General features: G+C 73.1%; 18 protein-coding genes. 13 read left to right on the plus strand and 5 right to left on the minus strand.

From position 1 onward, the window contains the following. The first annotated feature begins 84 nt into the window (after positions 1–84). From acsA to AC3ANS_RS13545, 7 genes are all read left to right on the plus strand, one after another. Entirely contained in the window at positions 85–1,860 is a 1,776-nt protein-coding gene (acsA, locus tag AC3ANS_RS13515) for an acetate--CoA ligase (RefSeq protein WP_488292110.1), read from the plus strand. Beyond that, positions 1,857–2,843 carry a pyruvate dehydrogenase (acetyl-transferring) E1 component subunit alpha gene (gene pdhA, locus AC3ANS_RS13520; protein WP_488292111.1) on the plus strand — a complete coding sequence of 329 codons (987 nt, stop codon included), beginning with the start codon at positions 1,857–1,859 and terminating at the stop codon, positions 2,841–2,843. Before acsA ends, pdhA begins: the two co-directional genes overlap by 4 nt. 8 nt (positions 2,844–2,851) lie before the next feature. Then, on the plus strand, positions 2,852–3,823 hold the full coding sequence (locus AC3ANS_RS13525) for an alpha-ketoacid dehydrogenase subunit beta (protein ID WP_488296495.1): 972 nt from the start codon (positions 2,852–2,854) through the stop codon (positions 3,821–3,823). 2 nt (positions 3,824–3,825) lie between these two features. Continuing rightward, positions 3,826–5,223 carry a dihydrolipoamide acetyltransferase family protein gene (locus tag AC3ANS_RS13530; RefSeq protein WP_488292112.1) on the plus strand — a complete coding sequence of 466 codons (1,398 nt, stop codon included), beginning with the start codon at positions 3,826–3,828 and terminating at the stop codon, positions 5,221–5,223. Next, positions 5,220–5,480 (plus strand): acyl carrier protein, encoded by a 261-nt coding sequence (locus AC3ANS_RS13535; protein ID WP_488292113.1) that lies wholly within the window; start codon positions 5,220–5,222, stop codon positions 5,478–5,480. The genes AC3ANS_RS13530 and AC3ANS_RS13535 overlap by 4 nt, the downstream gene beginning before the upstream one ends. A 79-nt stretch (positions 5,481–5,559) precedes the next feature. Next, positions 5,560–5,877, plus strand: a complete 318-nt coding sequence (locus AC3ANS_RS13540; protein WP_488292114.1) for a nuclear transport factor 2 family protein — start codon at positions 5,560–5,562, stop codon at positions 5,875–5,877. Further along, on the plus strand, positions 5,874–6,677 hold the full coding sequence (locus tag AC3ANS_RS13545; protein ID WP_488292115.1) for a MerR family transcriptional regulator: 804 nt from the start codon (positions 5,874–5,876) through the stop codon (positions 6,675–6,677). Before AC3ANS_RS13540 ends, AC3ANS_RS13545 begins: the two co-directional genes overlap by 4 nt. Here the strand turns inward: AC3ANS_RS13545 and AC3ANS_RS13550 are convergent. Then, positions 6,664–8,112 (minus strand): RNB domain-containing ribonuclease, encoded by a 1,449-nt coding sequence (locus AC3ANS_RS13550; RefSeq protein ID WP_488292116.1) that lies wholly within the window; start codon positions 8,110–8,112, stop codon positions 6,664–6,666. The two genes, AC3ANS_RS13545 and AC3ANS_RS13550, sit on opposite strands and share 14 nt — an antisense overlap. A 24-nt stretch (positions 8,113–8,136) precedes the next feature. Between AC3ANS_RS13550 and yaaA the strand changes: the two genes are divergently transcribed. After that, the gene (gene yaaA, locus AC3ANS_RS13555) at positions 8,137–8,886 is read left to right on the plus strand and encodes a peroxide stress protein YaaA (protein WP_488296496.1); all 750 of its coding nucleotides are present in this window, start codon (positions 8,137–8,139) and stop codon (positions 8,884–8,886) included. Here the strand turns inward: yaaA and AC3ANS_RS13560 are convergent, their stop codons facing one another. From AC3ANS_RS13560 to AC3ANS_RS13570, 3 genes are read right to left on the minus strand one after another with little or no spacing between them, the layout of a single operon-like run. Further along, positions 8,887–10,077, minus strand: coding sequence for a bifunctional RNase H/acid phosphatase (locus tag AC3ANS_RS13560; protein ID WP_488292117.1), 1,191 nt, complete (start codon positions 10,075–10,077; stop codon positions 8,887–8,889). Further along, positions 10,074–10,778, minus strand: a complete 705-nt coding sequence (locus tag AC3ANS_RS13565; RefSeq protein ID WP_488292118.1) for a zinc ribbon domain-containing protein — start codon at positions 10,776–10,778, stop codon at positions 10,074–10,076. The genes AC3ANS_RS13560 and AC3ANS_RS13565 overlap by 4 nt, the downstream gene beginning before the upstream one ends. 49 nt (positions 10,779–10,827) lie before the next feature. Further along, a complete protein-coding gene (locus AC3ANS_RS13570; protein ID WP_488292119.1) occupies positions 10,828–11,958 on the minus strand; it encodes a Nif3-like dinuclear metal center hexameric protein in 1,131 nt (376 codons plus the stop codon). Positions 11,959–11,987: 29 nt separating this feature from the next. On the opposite strand from AC3ANS_RS13570, the gene AC3ANS_RS13575 reads away from it, so the two are divergent. The 5 genes from AC3ANS_RS13575 to AC3ANS_RS13595 all read left to right on the plus strand — a co-directional run bounded on the left by AC3ANS_RS13575 (position 11,988) and on the right by AC3ANS_RS13595 (position 15,778). Beyond that, the gene (locus AC3ANS_RS13575) at positions 11,988–12,443 is read left to right on the plus strand and encodes an MOSC domain-containing protein (protein ID WP_488292120.1); all 456 of its coding nucleotides are present in this window, start codon (positions 11,988–11,990) and stop codon (positions 12,441–12,443) included. A gap of 48 nt (positions 12,444–12,491) precedes the next feature. Beyond that, positions 12,492–12,806, plus strand: a complete 315-nt coding sequence (locus tag AC3ANS_RS13580) for an antibiotic biosynthesis monooxygenase family protein (protein WP_488292121.1) — start codon at positions 12,492–12,494, stop codon at positions 12,804–12,806. Positions 12,807–13,026: 220 nt separating this feature from the next. Continuing rightward, on the plus strand, positions 13,027–13,311 hold the full coding sequence (locus AC3ANS_RS13585) for a FeoA family protein (protein ID WP_488292122.1): 285 nt from the start codon (positions 13,027–13,029) through the stop codon (positions 13,309–13,311). Continuing rightward, positions 13,308–15,257: a ferrous iron transporter B gene (feoB, locus tag AC3ANS_RS13590; RefSeq protein ID WP_488292123.1), complete on the plus strand. Its 1,950-nt coding sequence runs from the start codon at positions 13,308–13,310 to the stop codon at positions 15,255–15,257. Before AC3ANS_RS13585 ends, feoB begins: the two co-directional genes overlap by 4 nt. Beyond that, on the plus strand, positions 15,254–15,778 hold the full coding sequence (locus AC3ANS_RS13595; protein ID WP_488292124.1) for a NifU family protein: 525 nt from the start codon (positions 15,254–15,256) through the stop codon (positions 15,776–15,778). Before feoB ends, AC3ANS_RS13595 begins: the two co-directional genes overlap by 4 nt. Before the next feature lie 28 nt (positions 15,779–15,806). Here AC3ANS_RS13595 and AC3ANS_RS13600 read toward each other — a convergent pair whose 3' ends face one another. Next, the gene (locus AC3ANS_RS13600; RefSeq protein WP_488292125.1) at positions 15,807–17,357 is read right to left on the minus strand and encodes an AMP-binding protein; all 1,551 of its coding nucleotides are present in this window, start codon (positions 17,355–17,357) and stop codon (positions 15,807–15,809) included. Positions 17,358–17,650: the final 293 nt, after the last annotated feature.

Consider the following 17,650-nt stretch of genomic DNA (forward strand, 5'->3'; position numbering starts at 1 on the left):
GTCGAGCGAGGACTTTCGCCTCTTGCCGATCGGCGGCTGTGACTTCGCACACTGGCGAGAGACGACCGAAGGAGGTCGGAGGCGATGTCCAGCACCCGACCAGAGCTCGACCCGGCACAGTCGGCAGCACCCGACTACGCCGAACTCAACCGGGACTTCACGTGGGAGCGTGCCCGTGAGGCACTCGCCCGGCTCCCGGGCGGGGGTGGACTCAACATCGCGCACGAGGCGGTCGACCGCCACGTCGACGAGGGCCGCGGAGACCAGGTCGCGATCCGCTGCGTCGCCGCGGACGGCGCGATGACACCGATCACCTACGCGCAGCTGCGCCAGGAGACCAGCAGGTTCGCCCATCTCCTGAGCTCCCTGGGAGTGCGACGCGGCGAGCCCGTGGTCTCGCTGCTCGGCCGCCAGCACGAGCAGTACGTCGTCTGCCTGGGCACGCTCAAGGCCGGCGCGGTCTTCTCCCCGCTGTTCTCCTCCTTCGGACCCGACCCGGTCCGAGAGCGGCTCCTGCGCAGCCGCGCTCCCGTGCTGGTCACCACCGAGTCGCTCTACCGACGCAAGATCGCTCCCCAGCTCGAGCAGCTGCCCTACCTGCGCCACGTCGTGCTGGTGGGCCGACCCGCGCACGGTCAGACCGCTCCGGACGGAATGCTGATCGGCTTCGACGACGCGATGGCCGGGCAGCCGACCGAGTACGTCATCGCGCCCACCGATCCCTCCGACCCGGCGCTCCTGCACTTCACCAGCGGCACCACCGGCCTGCCCAAGGGCGCGGTCCACGTGCACGACGCGGTGATCGCCCACCGGGTGACCGCCGCGCTGGCCCTCGACCTGCGCCCCGGCGACGTCTTCTGGTGCACCGCGGACCCGGGCTGGGTCACCGGCACGTCGTACGGCATCATCGCGCCGCTCACCATCGGCGCCACGCTCGTCAGCTACGCCGGCGAGTTCGAGGCCGGGGCCTGGTACCGGATCCTCGCCGAGCAGCAGGTCGACGTCTGGTACACCGCGCCCACGGCGCTGCGGATGCTGATGCGCTACGGGGCCGACCTCGCGCGCACCCACGACCTCAGCGCGCTGCGGCACGTGGCAAGCGTCGGCGAGGCGCTCAACCCCGAGGTCGTCCGGTGGGGCCAGGAGGCTCTGGGGCTGCCGATCCACGACAACTGGTGGCAGACCGAGACCGGCGCGATCATGGTCAGCAACTACCCCGGCATGCCGATCCGGCCCGGCTCGATGGGTCGCCCGATGCCCGGCGTCCAGGTGACGACGCTGGCGCTCGGCGACAACGGGCGCGCCCGGGTGGAGGCCGGCCGGGTGACCCCCGCGGCCGTCGGTGAGTCCGGGGAGCTGGCGGTGCGCGCCGGCTGGCCGTCGATGTTCCGCACCTACCTCGACGACGAGGAGCGCTACCGCTCGTGCTTCGCCGACGGCTGGTACCTCAGTGGCGACCTGGCCAGCATCGACGCCGACGGCTACCTGTGGTTCGTGGGCCGCGCCGACGACGTGATCAAGTCCGCCGGCCACCTGATCGGCCCGTTCGAGGTCGAGTCGGCGCTGCTCGAGCACCCGGCGGTCGTGGAGGCCGGGGTGATCGGCATGCCCGACGAGCTGGCGGGCGAGCTGGTCCGCGCCTACGTCACGGTGCGCGCAGGGGTCGCAGCGGACGAGGAGCTGCGGCTGGACCTCGTGGCCTTCTCGCGGCGGCGGCTCGGTGGGCTCGCACCCAAGGAGATCGTGTTCGACGAGCACCTGCCGCACAACAGCAGCGGCAAGGTGATGAGACGGGTGCTCAAGGCCCGCGCGCTCGGGCTCCCGGAGGGCGACGTGTCGACGATGGAGCGTCAGCCATGAGTGCCGACCCGCTGGACCTGCTGGCGACGATGCTGCTCATCCGCCGCTTCGAGGAGCGTTGCGCGGAGCTCTACAGCGGCGGCCAGATCCGCGGCTTCCTGCACCTCTACGTCGGCGAGGAAGCCGTCGCCACCGGCGTGTGCAGTGCCCTGGGCGCCGAGGACTCCGTGGTCTCGACGTACCGCGAGCACGGGCACGCGCTCGCCCGCGGGGCCGACCCGGAGGCACTGATGGCCGAGATGTTCGGCAAGGTCACCGGGTGCAGTCGGGGCCGCGGCGGGTCGATGCACCTATTCGACCGGTCCCGGCGCTTCGTCGGCGGCAACGCCGTCGTCGGCGGCGGCCTGCCGCTCGCCGTCGGTCTCGCGCTCGGCGACGCCCTGCAGCACCGGCCGGCGGTGACCGCCTGCTTCTTCGGCGACGGCGCGATGGCCGAGGGCGAGTTCCACGAGAGCCTCAACCTGGCGGTGCTGTGGCGGCTGCCGGTGCTGTTCTGCTGCGAGAACAACGGCTATGCGATGGGCACCTCGCTGGGCAAGGAACACGGACGCACCGAGCTGGCGCTGCGAGCGGCGTCGTACGGCGCAGCCGCCTGGCCGGTGGACGGGATGGACGCCGTGGCGGTCGCTGCGGCCGCCGAGCAGGCGGTCGCGGAGATCCGCGGCGGCGGCGGACCGGTGTTCCTGGAGCTGAAGACCTACCGGTTCCGGGCACACTCGATGTACGACCCGGACCGCTACCGCAGCAAGGACGAGGTCGCCCAGTGGCGCGGGCGTGACCCGATCGACGCGCTCGGCGAGCAGCTGCGCGCCGCGGGCCGGCTGACCGACGAGAGCCTGGCCGTGATGGACGAGCAGATCGCCGCCCGGATCACGGCCGCGGTCGAACAGGCCGCCTCCGAGACCGAGGAGCCCGTCGAGGACCTGACCCGCTTCGTCTACTCCGACGGCTCGACGGCCACGGCGGCGGGAGGCGCGCGATGACCCGGATGGTGGAGACCACCTACCGCGACGCACTGCGCGCGGGGTTGCGCGAGGCGCTGCAGAACGACGAACGGGTATTCCTCATGGGCGAGGACGTGGGCAGCTACGGCGGCTGCTTCGCGGTCAGCCTCGGCCTGCTCGAGGAGTTCGGGCCCGAGCGGATCCGCGACACGCCCCTCTCGGAGTCCGCGTTCGTCGGCGCCGGCATCGGCGCCGCCCTGCAGGGCATGCGCCCGATCGTCGAGGTGATGACGGTCAACTTCAGCCTCCTCGCGCTCGACCAGATCATGAACAACGCCGCGTCGCTGCTGCACATGTCCGGTGGGCAGTACGACGTGCCGCTGGTGATCCGGATGACCACCGGTGCCGGGCGGCAGCTCGCCGCCCAGCACTCCCACAGCCTCGAGGGGTGGTTCGCCCACATCCCCGGGCTCCGGATCGTCACCCCGGCCACCCTCGAGGACGCCCGCGGCATGCTGGCCGCGGCACTCGCGGACCCCGACCCGGTGCTGCTGTTCGAGCACGGATCGCTCTACCCGATGAAGGGACGGCTCGCCGAGGACGCCGGGATCGTCGACATCGATCACGCGGCCGTCCGGCGCCCGGGCACCGACGTCTCGCTGATCACCTACGGCGGCATGCTCGCCCGGACACTCGAGGCGGCCGAGGCGCTGGACGCCGAGGGTCTCTCCGCCGAGGTCGTCGACCTGCGGACCCTGCGCCCGCTCGACGACGCGACGATCCTCGGCTCGGTGTGCCGCACCCATCGCGCCGTGGTCGTCGACGAGGGCTGGCGCACCGGGAGCCTCTCCGCGGAGATCGCGGCCCGTATTCAGGAACAGGCGTTCTACGACCTCGATGCGCCGGTCGAGCGGGTCTGCTCCGCCGAGGTCCCGATGCCCTACGCCCGCCACCTGGAGCAGGCCGCGCTCCCCCAGGTCGAGGACATCGTCGCGGCCGCGCACCGGACCAAGGGCTGACCATGGCCGAGTTCACGATGCCCTCGCTGGGCGCCGACATGGACGAAGGCACCCTGCTGGAGTGGCTGGTGCACCCCGGTGACACGGTCCGCAAGGGGGACGTGCTCGCCGTGGTCGACACCTCGAAGTCGGCGGTCGAGGTCGAGTCTTTCGTGGCCGGTGTCGTCGACGCCCTGCTCGTCGAGCCGGGCACCACCGTCCCGGTCGGCACCGTGCTCGCCACGCTCGCGGCACCCGGCGAGGCACCGAGCCCATCGGCTCGCGTGCCCGGACCGGCAGCCGAACTCGTGCCCGAGACCGTGCCCGAGGCTGCGGTCGTAGCGCCGGCCGAACCGTCTCCCGTCGCGCCCCCGGCCAAGCGTGCGACCGGGACACGGCGCGGGACCAAGGCTGCGCGGGTCCACTCCCCGCTGGTGCGCCGCGACGCCGAGCGCCTCGGCGTCGACCTGGCCCGGGTGCACGGCACCGGGGACGGCGGGGAGATCACCCGCGAGGACGTCCGCCGCCACGCCGCCGAGTCCGCAGCCCCGCCTCCCACGGACGGTCGGGCACGCGTCACGCCGTACGCCCGCCGGCTCGCCGCCGAGCGCGGGGTCGACCTCGACACCGTGCGCGCGGCGGACGGCACCACGATCCGGGCGGAGGACGTCCGCGCGGCGAGTCAGGTCTCCCCCGCCCCTGCGCCGCCGCCGTCCCCCGCCCCTGCCGGCACCCCCGCTCCCGGGCCGGCGCCCGCCGCGGACCCGATGCGTGCCACGATCGCGGCCGCGATGAGTCGCTCCAAGCGGGAGGTGCCGCACTACTACCTGGCCAACACCGTCGACCTCTCCCGCGCCCTCGGCTGGATGCACGAACGGAACAAGGACCTCCCGGTCGACCGCCGACTGGTGCCGGCCGCGCTGGTGCTCAAGGCCACCGCCCTCGCCGTGGCCGCCAATCCCGCGCTCAACGGGTTCTGGATCGAGGGCGCGTTCCAGCCCGGGTCGGGCGTGCACCTCGGCGTCGCGATCTCGTTGCGCGGCGGCGGGCTGGTCGCTCCAGCACTCCTCGACGCCGACCAGGTGCCGCTCGACGAGCTGATGGCGCGGCTCAAGGACCTGGTGGTCCGGGCGCGGGGCCGTCGGCTCCGGGGCCGTGAGCTCAACGAGCCGACCATCACGGTGACCAACCTGGGCGACCAGGGCGTCGAGGCGGTCTTCGGCGTCATCCACGCCCCGCAGGTGGCGCTGGTCGGCGTCGGCCGGGTCGTCGAGCGTCCGTGGGCGTCAGGCGGGATGGTCGGTGCGCGACCGGTCACCACGATGACGCTCTCCGCCGACCATCGAGTCACCGACGGGTTCACCGGCGCGCGCTTCCTCGACCTGATCGACCGCCACCTACAGCAACCGGAGGACCTATGAACGCCCAGGACGCACGCGCGGCCGTGGCCGCGGCGCTGACCGCGATCGTGCCGGACGCCCAGATCGACACCGTCCCGGAGGACGCGCCGCTGCGTGACGAGCTCGAGCTGGACTCGCTGGACTTCCTCTCCTTCGTCGAGCAGCTGAGCACCCGCGCCGGCGTCCGCATCGACGAGACCGACTACCCCGCGCTGGCGACCCTCGGCTCGGCGGTCGCGTTCGTGGTCGACCGCTCGGGGTCGACCGCCAACGGGTAGCCGCAGGAAGACAGCCGCTGCGGCAGGTGCGAGCGACTCCCCTTGAGTCTCCCCCGGGGAGAGACCCCAGGCTGAGGGCATGGACGCACCCGCACTCATCGATCAGCACTTCGCCCGCGCCGTCGACCCCGACCGCGAGGCATACGTCGCCCTCTTCGCGCCCGAGGTGGTGGTCGTGGACGACGGCCACGAGCACCACGGCGTCGAGGCGGTCCGCGCCTGGCGTCGCGAGGTCCCGCCGGTGACGTACGCCGTCCGGCGGGTGGAGCCGGCAGGGAACGCCTGGCACGCGGTGGCCGAGGTGACGGGCGACTTCCCCGGCAGCCCCGTCGACCTCCACTACACCTTCCGCTTCGACGACGACGGCCGGATCGCGGCCCTTACGATCCGTCCGTGACTGATGAACCGGGCAGGCGACTGAGCATCGGCGAGTTCTCGCAGGTCACCCACCTCAGCATCCGTCAGCTCCGGCGATACCACGACACCGGCCTGCTGGTCCCCGACGAGGTGGACCCGTTCTCGAGCTATCGCCACTACTCCCTCGCACAGGTCCCGGCGGCCCTGAGCATCCACCGGTTCCGCGAGCTCGGGCTGCCGATCGCCGAGATCCGCGAGCTGCTGACGGCAGCGAGCACGGCGGACCGGGACGCCGTCCTCGGCGCGCACCTCGCCCGCCTGGAGGACCAGCTCGACCGCACCCGCCTGGCTGTCGACGCCCTGCGCCGCATCCTGGCGCCTGCACCCGACCTCGAGGTCACTTTGCGGTACATGCCTGCCACGCACGTCGTCGGGGTGCGGGAGAGCGTCGATCACGAGTCCGTCCTGGACTGGTACGACGGCGCCATGGCCGAGCTGGCGCCACTGACCCGCACCGGCCCGCCGGGCGGGTGCTATGACCACGAGCTGTTCACCCACGGGCGCGGCCAGGCGCTCGTCTACGTGCCCACCGAGGATGACCCGGCCGGGGGCCGCGCCGAGCGCCTGACGCTCCCCGACCGCCAGGTCGCGGTGGTCACCCACCTCGGAGCCCACGACGACATCGACGTGTCCTACGCTGCGCTCGGAACCCACGTCGCAACGCACTCGATCGGGACCGACGGGCCCGTCCAGGAGATCTACCTGATCGGACCGCACGACGACCCCGACCCCGCCTCCTGGCGCACCGAGCTCGCCTGGCCGGTGCTCACTCCAGGGTGAGCTCGACCTTCCGGGTGGCGAGGTCGGCTGTGGTGAGCCGGACCCGCACGTCGGTGCCTAGCGGGAGCGGCTCGCCGCCGACCACCGGCGCCTCGACGTCGGGATCGTGGATGACGACCACGCCGCGGCGCTCGTCGGACTCGTCGACGTCGACCACGACCCCGTCGAAGACCTCGCCGACCCGTCCGCGCAACACACCGGCCTCGACCAGGTCGACCACCTGGCGCTCGTAGGAGCGGGACCTGGCCGCGGAGGCCTGGAGGGTCTTCGGCAGACCCGGCAGCGCCTGGAGCACCCACGCCGGCACGTCGGTGCCGGCGCACAGCGCGAGGCAGACCTCGCCGGCATACCGGTCGCCGAGCCGGCGCAGTGGCGCGGTCACGTGGGCGTACTCCGAGGCCAGCGCGGAGTGCTGCGGGTCAGCCGGGACCTCGCCGTCGAACGCGACGTACCCGCTGCCGCGCAGCAGCCGAGTGCACGCGTTGACCATCGCGGCGTGGCTGGGGATCGAGGGGTCCAGGGAGCGGATGAAGTCGGGGTAGAGCTGCTCGGCCGGCCACGCGATCTTGAGCGCGCGGGCGGTGCGGTGCAACCGCTGCACGTCGCGCGGGTCCGGCGGCGGGAGCGTGCGCAGCAGGCCGACCCGGGCATAGACCATCAGGGAGGCGGCCGCGAAGCCGGTGAGCAGCGAGATCTGTGCGTTCCACTGCTCCACCGGAAGCTGCTCGCGGAACTCCAGGCGCCACTCCTCCCCCTCGACGTCGACCTCCTGCTCGGGCAGCGGCAGCGACACCCCGCCACGGGCGGCCTCCCGGGCGAGCCGCAGCTCGCCGACCTCCTTGAGGAGCGCCAACACGGGCGCGCCGGTGCCGGTGTCGATCGCGCGCTGCACCTCCTCGTAGGTGAGCTGGGCGACCGAGCGCACCCGCGCCCGCTCGACGTGCACGTCTGTGCGGCCGCCGTCGGCGTCGACGCGGATCGTCCACAGCAGGGCCGGGCGGACCTGGCCGGGCAGCAGCGACGCCGCGTCCTCGCTCAGGCTGCGCGGGTGCAGCGGGATCTTCGAGTCCGCGCCGTAGAGCGTCTCGCCGCGCCGGTGGGCCTCGACGTCGACCGGGTCGCCAGGGGTGACGAAGGCAGCGACGTCGGCGATCGCGTAGTGGACGACGTACCCGTCGCCGTCGCGCTCGAGGTGCAGCGCCTGGTCGAGGTCGAGCGCGCCCGCGGGGTCGATCGTCAGGAACGGCACCTCGGTGCGATCCAGCTCGGGCAGTCGCGGCGCCGTGGCCGCGGCGGCGGCCGCCGCCTCGACCTCGGGCGCGAACTCCGCGGTGACCTCGAGATCCGCCTGGATCTGTGCGATGCCGTCGCGCAGCGCGGCCGCGGCCACCCCGTCGCGGACGGAGCGGACCCGGACGACACGGCTACTCGGCATACCGGCACCATAACCACCGTGCTGATGCTGCTGCCGCCCAGTGAGGGCAAGGCGGGCGCGCGCCGCGGGCGTGCCCTGGACCTCGAGAGCCTGTCGTTCCCGGCCCTGACCGGCGCGCGCGAGCGGGTGCTCGGCGCGCTGGAGGAGCTGTGCGAGGGCGACCCGGACGTCGCGGCGAAGACCCTCGGCCTGGGCGCCACCCAGCACGACCTCGTCAGCCTCAACGCCGGGTTGCGGACCGCGCCGACCCAGCGGGCCGACCAGGTCTACACCGGTGTGCTCTACGACGCTCTGGACGTCGCCACGCTCTCGGCAGCGGCCAAGCGCCGCGCGGCGACCCGACTGGCGGTGACGTCCAGCCTGTTCGGGGTGGTGCGCACCGCGGACCGGATCCCGGCGTACCGGCTCTCCGGCGACACCACCCTGCCCGGCCTCGGCCCGGTCGCGGGCGTGTGGCGCGAGCAGCTCGGGCCGGTGCTCACCGAGGCCGTCGGCGGCGGGCTGCTCGTCGACCTGCGCAGCGGCACGTACGTCGCTTTCTGGCGCCCGGAAGGGGTCCGTACGGCGACCGTGCGGGTCCTCCACGAGCACGCGGGCACACGCAAGGTCGTCAGCCACTTCAACAAGGCGACCAAGGGGCGGATCGTCCGCGCCCTGCTCGAGTCCGGCGCCGATCCGCGCACCCCCGCGCGACTGGCCGACGCGCTGCGCGATCTCGGCTGGGTGGTCGAGGAGGACGGCAGCCGCCTGGACGTGGTGGTCAGCGAGCTGTAGTCACCACTTCGTGGCGCCGGCCGCGAACACGTCGTTGCCGGGCGGCAGCGCGTTGTACATCCGCAGCGACGGCTTGTCGTCGTAGTAGGACATGACCGTCACCGAGGCGGGAGTGAGCTCCATCCGGAACACCGCGTCGAGCTGGGCGTCCACCGCGTGCGCGACCAGGGTCTTGATCGGCGTGACGTGGCTGACGACCACGACGGTCTTGCCGGCGTGGGTCTCGAGCAGCCGCGCCAGCCCGGCGAGCACCCGCTCCTGCACGACGCGGAACGACTCGCCGCCGCTCCCCTCGTCACCGGGCGCGACGTCGAGCGAGCCCAGCCACGCGTTCAGCTGCTCGGGGTGGCGCTCCCCCACCTCGGCGAACGTCAGCCCGTCCCAGGAGCCGAACTCCATCTCGGCGAACCCCGGCTCGGTCTCCACCGAGCGGCCGAGCGCCTCGGCGATGATCGCGGCGGACTCCTGCGTGCGCCGCACCGGCGAGGCGACCACGGCGTCGATGCGCTCGGCGATCGGGCCGAGCCACTCGGCGACCGCGCGGATCTGCGCCTTGCCCTCGTCGCTGAGCCCGGGGTTGGCGCTGGCGAGGCCACCGGAGAACCGCTTCGCGGTCGTGTGCGGGGTGACGCCGTGACGGACAAGCACGACCGTCGTCGGCGCACCGCCGCCGCCCCACCCGCGGGACTGGGTCTGGATCGACGCCGCCGGCGCCTCGACCTCCTCGATCAACGAGTCCGGCTCCTGCGCCTCGCCCGCGACGCTGACCCCGCTGCGCCTGCCGTCGAGCGCCTCGTTGGCCAGCCGGTCCGCGTGCGTGTTCTGCTCCCGCGGCACCCAGGTGTACGTCGTGCCGAACGGCGCCAACTCGGTCGCCTGGCTCGCCAGCGGCCGCATGTCGGGGTGCTTGATCTTCCAGCGGCCCGACATCTGCTCGACGACGAGCTTGGAGTCCATCCGGACCTCGATCTCGGCGTCCGGCGCGTACTGCCCGGCCAACCGCAGCCCCGCGATCAGCCCGGAGTACTCCGCGACATTGTTGGAGGCGACCCCGATGGTCGTGCCCTCCTCGGCGATCACCGCACCGGTGTCGGCGTCGCGCAGCACCGCGCCGTACGCCGCCGGGCCGGGGTTGCCGCGCGACCCGCCGTCGGCCTCGATGACGACGCGCGTGATCGACCGCTCGGTCACAACCCGGACTCGGGCGTGCGGACCAGGATCCGGCTGCACTCCTCGCATCGGACGACGTCGTCGGCGGGCTTCGCCTTGATGACCGCGAGCTCGGCGTTGTCGATGCCGAGCTGACACCCGGTGCAGCGGCGCTGGCGCAGCTCGGCGGCACCGATGCCGCCCTTCTGTGCGCGCAGCTTGTCGTAGAGCGTGAACAGATCGGCCGGTAGGCCCTCGACCGCCGGCGCGCGCTCGGCCTGCAGCGCGGTGAGCTCGGTGTCGATGACGGCCAGCCGCTCGTCGCGGGCAGCGGTCAGCTCGGCCAGCCGCTGGTCGGCTTCGGCCACCTGGGCGGTCAGGCCGTCGAGGTCGCGCTGGGCGTCCTCGAGGCGGGCCATCAGCTCCAGCTCCTCGTCCTCGAGGGAGGAGATGCGGCGTTCGAGGGACTCCAGCTCGTGGCCCATCCGCTCGAGGTCCTTGGGGTTGGTGACCAGGCCCTGGTCCATCCGGTCACGGTCGCGGCGCCGGCGGGACTTGACCGCCTCCACGTCAGCGTCGACCTTCTCCTGCTCGACGCTCAGGTCGTCGACGGTGATCCGGGCGTCGCGGGCGCGGTTGTCGAGGTCGGTGCGGCTGGCCTGGAGGGTCGCGATCTCCGCGATCTCGGGCAGGCTCGCCCGCTGGTGGCGCAGCAGGTCGGCTCGGGCGTCGAGCGCCTGCACGTCGAGGAGCTGGAGCTGGGCGGACGGGTCGGCTTTCAGGGTGTGCTCCTCAGATGCGGAACTGCCAGGGATCGGTCCGGATGGTGCTCACCCGGGTCTCCACCGTATCGCCCGCCGCCCCGTCCAGTGCACCGCGCAGTCGCGCCTCCACGACCGGGAGCCAGGTCGACTCCGCGGACCAGTGCGCGACATCGACGAGCGCGGGCCCCTCCCGCTCCACGAACTCGCTCGCCGGGTGGTGCCGCAGGTCGCTGGTGACGTAGACGTCGGCGTCGGTCCGCGCGACCGTGTCGAGCAGGAAGTCGCCCGCCCCGCCGCACAGCGCGACCCGGCGCACCGGCCGTGACGGGTCACCCGCCACGCGCACCCCCTGCGCAGTCGCCGGCAAGGCGGCGGCCACCCGGGCGGCGAACTCCTCCAGCGACATCTCGGGCACCGATCCGATCCGGCCGGTGCCGGTGCTCGTCAGCCCCGGGTCGCCGAGCTCGACGACGTCGTACGCCGGCTCCTCGTAGGGATGCGCGGCCAGCATGGCGCGCACGACCGGCGTACGCCGGTGCCGCGGCAGCACGACCTCGATGCGCACCTCGTCCACCACCTCGACCTCGCCGACGGTGCCGATCGTGGGCTGGGCGCCTGCCAGCGGACGGAACCGGCCCTCGCCGGGCGTCGAGAACGACGCGTGGTCGTAGTCGCCGATCCGGCCCGCCCCGGCCTCGGCGAGCACCGCGCGCAGCCGCTCGGCATCGCCCGCGGGGACGTAGACCGTGAGCTTGTCGAGAGGGTCCGCGGCGGCGGGCACGATCGGGGCGACGTCGGTGAGACCCAGGGCCTGGGCCATCGCCTCGGACACCCCGCCCACCGCCTGGTCGGCGTTGGTGTGGGCCGCGAGCAACGCGCACCCGGCACCGGCCAGGGTCATCAGCGTGCGCCCCTTGGGCGTGGTCGCCGCGAAGCCGTGGACGGCCTTGAGGAACAGCGGGTGGTGGGTGACCAGCAGGTCCGCGCCCCACGCGGCCGCCTCCTGCGCCACCGGCAGCACCGGGTCGACCGCGAACAGCACCTTGCGCACCGGCGCCGCGGGGTCGCCGTAGACGAGCCCGACGGCGTCCCAGGAGTCGGCGGTGTCGGGCGGGTACCACCCGTGCAGCAGGGCGACGACGTCCGCGAGCGTGGGCATGCCTGGAGGCTATCGGGGAGGATGGGGGCATGGCGGAGGACGTGCTCGTGACCGCGCTGTACGTCGCCCGGCACCGGCACGGGCCCATGGAGGCCCGGAGCAGCATCGAGGTCGAGGCGGGCGCCGGCATCGTCGGGGACCGGTTCCACGGCAGCCGGCACCGGCACGTCAGCGTGCAGTCGGCCGACGCCCTGGCCGACGCCGCGCAGCGCCTCGGGAGCCCCGTGCTCCCGGCCGCCACCCGCCGCAACGTGACGATCTCGGGGCCGGTCCCGCGCGGTCCCGGCGTACGCCTGCAGATCGGCGGGGTCCTGCTCGAGGTGGTCCGCGTCGCCGCGCCCTGCCCGATCATGGAGCGCAGCGTCGGGCGCGGAGCCCAGGAGGCGCTGCGGCACCGCGCCGGCTCGGTGTTGCGGGCGCTGACGTCGGGGACCATCGCCCTCGGCGACGCGGTGGTGACCGACGAACCCGCGCTGGAGTTCTAGGCCAGGTTCCTGGGGCGAGGTCCTGGGGGCGAGTCCTAGGCTCGCGGCATGCCCGTCGTGAAGATCAACGCCATCGCCGTCCCGCAGCAGGCCCACGAGGAGCTCGAGAAGCGCTTCGCGGCCCGCGCGCACACCGTCGACGGGACGCCGGGGTTCCTCGGGTTCCAGCTGCTGCGGCCGGTGCGCGGCGAGGAGCGCTACTTCGTGGTCACCCAGTGGGAGGACGACGCGTCGTTCGAGGCCTGGCGCGACGGTGACGCCCGGGCCGCCCACGCTGGTGCGTCCGGCGAGCGGCACAACCCGGTCTCCACCGGCGCGGACCTGCTGGAGTTCGAGGTCGTGCTGGACGTGCCGCGCGCCTGAACCAGCCGGCTGCAGGTTTCCCGGGTACCCGGGGAAACCATCACTTCTCGGGCGAAGCGTCACCCGAGAAGTGATGGTTCTGCCCCGCCAGCCCCTTCTGCGGGCCGCACGAGCCTTCCGCACCCGGTGGTGACAACCGCGTGCCAACGTGACCAAGGTCCCTGGGCGATCCCTTCCGAACGCGAGTAAGTTGAGCCTTACCTTCGTCAAGGGAGCAGAGTTGTCTGGGACACGGTCGCTGGTCGAGCTGCCGGCGGGTGCGCGCGCCACGGTGGTGGGCGTCGCTGCGGGCGTCGAGCCGCACATCGCGCGCCGGCTGACCGACCTGGGCCTGGTCCCCGGCACCGAGGTCACCGTCGTACGCCGTGCGCCGCTGCGCGACCCCACGCTCTACCGCTTCGCCGACACCTCGATGTGTCTGCGCGCGGCCCAGGCCCGCCACGTAACCGTGACCCTGAGCGCTGCGGCGGAGGCGCCCGTCACCGCCGGCACCTCCGTGGCATGAGCTCGCACTGCGACCCGGCGCCCGGCGCCACGGCGACCGTCGCCGGCCGGGCCAGGGTCGCGCTGGTCGGGGCACCGAACGCCGGGAAGTCGACGATCTTCAACGCGCTGACCGGACTGCGGGTCAAGACCGGCAACTACCCCGGGGTCACCGTGGGCCGCTCCCAGGGCACCTGCACGCTCCCCGACGGCGCACCCGTCGAGGTCGAGGACCTGCCGGGCACCTACAGCCTCGAACCGATCAGCATCGACGAGCGGATCGTGGTCGACCTGCTCCACGGCCGCCTCAACGGTGTCAGCGAGCCCGACGCGGTCGTGGTGGTGGCCGACGCCACCACGCTGCGCAGCTCCCTGCGCCTGCTCGCGGGCGTGCTCGCCCTGGGCCGGCCGACCGCGCTGGTGCTCACCATGCACGACGAGCTGGTGGCTCGCGGCGGGCGGCTCGACCTCGACCGGCTCGCGCGGGCTCTCGGCATCCACGTGGTGGTCGCCGACGGCCGCAAGCGCTCCGGAGCGGCCGCCCTCGTCGACCTGCTGGCGGACCTGGGCTCCTGGCCGGCACCGGTGGTCGCACCGCCCACCGACCCCGAGGAGTGCACCTCGTGGATCGGGTCGGTGCTGAGCACCGCGGCGTACCGCTCGGCCCAGGAGAGCGCACTGACCGCCCGCGTCGACCGCGTGCTGCTGCACCCGGTCGGGGGTGTCGCGGTCTTCTTCGCGGTGATGTTCGGGTTCTTCCAGACGATCTTCGCGCTGGCCGCGCCCGCCCAGAACGCGATCGGCACCGGCGTCGAGCGGCTCGCGACGGCCGTGACCGACACGTTCGGGGACTCCGCGCCCGTCCGCCTCGTCTCCGACGGCCTGCTCGGCGGCGTCGGGGGCGTGCTGGTGTTCGTGCCGCAGATCGCCTTGCTGTTCGTGCTGATCGCCGCGCTCGAGCAGGTCGGCTACCTCTCCCGCGCCGCGTTCCTCATGGACCGGGCCATGGCCCTGGCGGGGCTCGAGGGCCGCGCGTTCGTCGCGCTGCTGTCGTCGTTCGCGTGCGCGATCCCCGGCATCATGGCGACCCGCACGATGCCATCGGCGCGAGAGCGGCTGGCGACGATGCTCTCGGTGCCCCTGGTGACCTGTTCGGCCCGCCTGCCGGTCTACACCCTGCTGATCTCGATGCTGATCCCGGCCGACGCGCGGTGGGCGGGACTGAGTGCCCGCGGGGCGACCATGTTCGGGCTCTACCTCCTCGGTGCGGTCTCGATGATGCTCGCCGCCCGGGTCGCGACCCTGGTCGGTGGCGGCCGGCACGTGCTGATGCCGTTCACGATGGAGATGCCGCCGTACCGCCTGCCCGCCGCGCGGTCCGTGGTCGCCGCGGTCTGGCTGCCGGTCAAGGGCTTCCTGCACAAGATGGGCACGGTGATCGTGGTCTCCACGATCGTGCTGTGGGCGCTCCTCAACCTGCCCGTGCAGTCCGCCACGGAGATGCGGGCCCACGGTGTCGACCCGGACGACGGTACGGCGGTCGCGGCGTACACGATGGAGCACAGCGTCGCCGCAGCCGTCGGCCGCGCGGCCGCCCCTGTCTTCGACCCGCTCGGCTTCGACTGGCGCACCAACGTCGCGGTGATCTCCTCGCTCGCCGCCCGGGAGACGTTCGTCGCCACGATGGGCCAGATCACCGCCGCCAGTGACCCGACCGACCCCACGCAGGCGCTGCGCGACAGCACCTTCGACCAGGGCGCGCACGAGGGCGAGAAGGTGTTCACCTCGGCCACGCTCGCGGCGCTGCTGGTGTTCTTCGTCTACGCCCTGCAGTGCATGGCGACGATCGCGACGCTGCGCCGCGAGACCGGCGGCTGGCGCTGGCCGCTCACGGTGTTCGGCGCGTACTTCGCGATCGCCTGGGCCATGGCGTTCCTCGCGCACACGGTGGTCGGGGCGCTCGCATGACCGCCGTCGCGATGCACCCCGAGGCCGGCGCCGTGCCCGAGGAGGTGCGCTGGATCGTGCCCGATGCTCCGCTGCCCTCCCCCGGCACGGCGGTCGCCCTGCCCGGCGAGCTGGGCGAGCTGCTCGCCGACGGCACCCTCGTCGAGGTCCGGGTGCAGCCCGGCTGCGTGGTGACCCGCACCCCTGCGGCGGCCGACTGGCGCCGGTGCGGCGCGCGGGTGCGCGGCGCGGTCGCCGCCGCGCTCGCCGAGCCCGAGCGCTGGCGCGTCGAGGACACGGAGTCCGCGGACGACGCCGCCCTGGCCGACGCCGTGCGCCGTCTGGTCGCGGGTGACGCCGGCGACTACGTGCGCTCCCACGGCGGCGCGATCGACCTGGTGGGCGTGCGGCACGGCGTCGTCACGGTGCGGATGCGCGGCGCGTGCCACGGCTGCCCGGCGTCCACGTTCACGCTGCAGGCGCGCTTCGAGCGCCGGCTCCGGGAGGAGTGCTCGGCGCTCGTGGCGCTGGTCGCCCAGTGACCCGTCAGTCGACCTGTCAGCCGACCCGTCAGTTGACCTGGCGGTCCCGGCCCTCCCAGTAGGGCGCGCGCAGCTTGAACTTCTGCAGCTTGCCGGTGGCCGTGCGGGCCAGCTGGTCGCGGAACTCGATCGACGTCGGGGCCTTGTAGCCCGCGGCCTTCTCCTTGCACCAGGCAATGAGCTCCGCCTCGGTGGCCGACTGCCCGGCAGCGAGCACGACGAGCGCCTTGATGGTCTCGCCCCACTTGTCGCTGGGCACACCGATCACCGCGACCTCGGCCACCGCGGGGTGGGAGAACAGCACGTCCTCGACCTCGATCGAGGAGACGTTCTCGCCGCCGGTGATGATCACGTCCTTCTTGCGGTCGCTGATCGTGAGGTAGCCGTCGTCTCCGAGCACGCCCCCGTCACCGGTGTGGAACCACCCGCCGGCCAGCGACCGCTCGCTCTCCTCGGGCTGCTCCCAGTAGCCCTCGAGCACGACGTTGGAGCGCGCGAGCACCTCCCCGGTCGACTCTTCGTGCTCCGAGATCGCCAGGCGTACGCCGAGCGCGGGCGCGCCGGCCCGGGTGAGCCGGACGGCCCGCTCCTCGGCCGACAGGTCGTCCCACTCCGCACGGGTCCGGTTGAACGTGAGCAGCGGCGAGGTCTCGGTGAGGCCGTAGATCTGGATGAACTCCCAGCCGAGCTCCTCCTGGACCCGGATCACGGTCTTGGTGGGCGGCGGTGCGCCGGCCATGATGATCCGGACCTTGTCGCGGCCGGGGATCTCGCCCTCCCAGTCCTGCGCGGCGTCGAGCACGGCGGCGGCGACCGCCGGGGCCGCGCACATCACGGTGACACCGTGGTCGCGCACCCGCCGCAGGATCTCGGCGCCGTCGATCTTGCGGATCACGATCTGCTTGATGCCCAGCCCGGTCGCGACGAACGGCCAGCCCCACCCGTTGGCGTGGAACATCGGCAGCGTGTGCAGGTAGACGTCGCGATCGGAGGCCTGCGCGTGCATCGCGAACGTCACCGCGTTGACCCAGATGTTGCGGTGGGTGATCTGCACGCCCTTGGGGCGCGCGGTCGTGCCCGAGGTGTAGTTGATGCAGGCGGTGGCGTTCTCGTCGGGCTCCCAGGGCCGGGGCTCGACTCCGGGAGCGGCGTAGATGTCGTCGTCGTTGCCGAGCACGAACTTGAACTCCGCCGGCACGTCCTCGAGCGTCTCCTCGAGCTCGGGGTCGATCAGCAGCACCCGGGCGCCGGAGTGCTTGACGATGTAGTGGACCTCGTCGGGGCGCAGCCGGAAGTTCACCGGCACCAGCACCCGGCCGAAGCCGCTGACGCCGAAGAACGCGGTCAGCAGCCGGGCGCTGTTGTGGCTGACGATCGCGACCCGGTCACCGACGTCGAGCCCGAGCTCGTCCAGCTTCGCGGCTTGGCGGCGGGCGAGCTCGCCCAGCTGCGCGTAGGTCAAGCCGTCACCGCCCAACGGCGCTGCCGGCTGGTCGGGCTCGTCGACCACACCGACGCGCTCGCCGTACACCTGCACGGCCCGGTCGAGGAAGTCGGAGACGCTGAACGGGACGATCATCGGTGTCCTCCTGATGAGTGTGTTCCTCACTCTAGTGACGCGTCCCAGAAGTTCTTGGGCGCTTCGCGCCCCCATGGCACGCACCTCGCGGCGTTGCCGACGCTAGCGAGACAAGCGGGTATCGCGGCGCGCCGGCGCCTTGCGATGCACACACCCTGAGAACGCCAACCGATCAACAACTTCCGAGACGCGACACTAGTGACGCTCGCGTTGGTGCGAGGTTGCCTTCGCGGCGTCCGGCCGGCGGCCACGCGCGCCGCCCGGACGGTTCTCGCCCGTATCCTGAGCGCGCC

The sequence above is a fragment of the Nocardia sp. 149-1B genome (assembly GCF_057747975.1).

Coding starts and splice junctions, on each gene's coding strand:
- AC3ANS_RS13550 (WP_488292116.1), bottom strand. CDS start 8,112: ATGCCGAGTAGCCGTGTCGTCCGGGTCCGCTCCGTCCGCGACGGGGTG.
- AC3ANS_RS13535 (WP_488292113.1), top strand. CDS start 5,220: ATGAACGCCCAGGACGCACGCGCGGCCGTGGCCGCGGCGCTGACCGCG.
- AC3ANS_RS13600 (WP_488292125.1), bottom strand. CDS start 17,357: ATGATCGTCCCGTTCAGCGTCTCCGACTTCCTCGACCGGGCCGTGCAG.
- feoB (WP_488292123.1), top strand. CDS start 13,308: ATGAGCTCGCACTGCGACCCGGCGCCCGGCGCCACGGCGACCGTCGCC.
- AC3ANS_RS13530 (WP_488292112.1), top strand. CDS start 3,826: ATGGCCGAGTTCACGATGCCCTCGCTGGGCGCCGACATGGACGAAGGC.
- AC3ANS_RS13570 (WP_488292119.1), bottom strand. CDS start 11,958: ATGCCCACGCTCGCGGACGTCGTCGCCCTGCTGCACGGGTGGTACCCG.
- AC3ANS_RS13580 (WP_488292121.1), top strand. CDS start 12,492: ATGCCCGTCGTGAAGATCAACGCCATCGCCGTCCCGCAGCAGGCCCAC.
- yaaA (WP_488296496.1), top strand. CDS start 8,137: ATGCTGCTGCCGCCCAGTGAGGGCAAGGCGGGCGCGCGCCGCGGGCGT.
- acsA (WP_488292110.1), top strand. CDS start 85: ATGTCCAGCACCCGACCAGAGCTCGACCCGGCACAGTCGGCAGCACCC.
- AC3ANS_RS13575 (WP_488292120.1), top strand. CDS start 11,988: ATGGCGGAGGACGTGCTCGTGACCGCGCTGTACGTCGCCCGGCACCGG.
- AC3ANS_RS13595 (WP_488292124.1), top strand. CDS start 15,254: ATGACCGCCGTCGCGATGCACCCCGAGGCCGGCGCCGTGCCCGAGGAG.
- pdhA (WP_488292111.1), top strand. CDS start 1,857: ATGAGTGCCGACCCGCTGGACCTGCTGGCGACGATGCTGCTCATCCGC.
- AC3ANS_RS13540 (WP_488292114.1), top strand. CDS start 5,560: ATGGACGCACCCGCACTCATCGATCAGCACTTCGCCCGCGCCGTCGAC.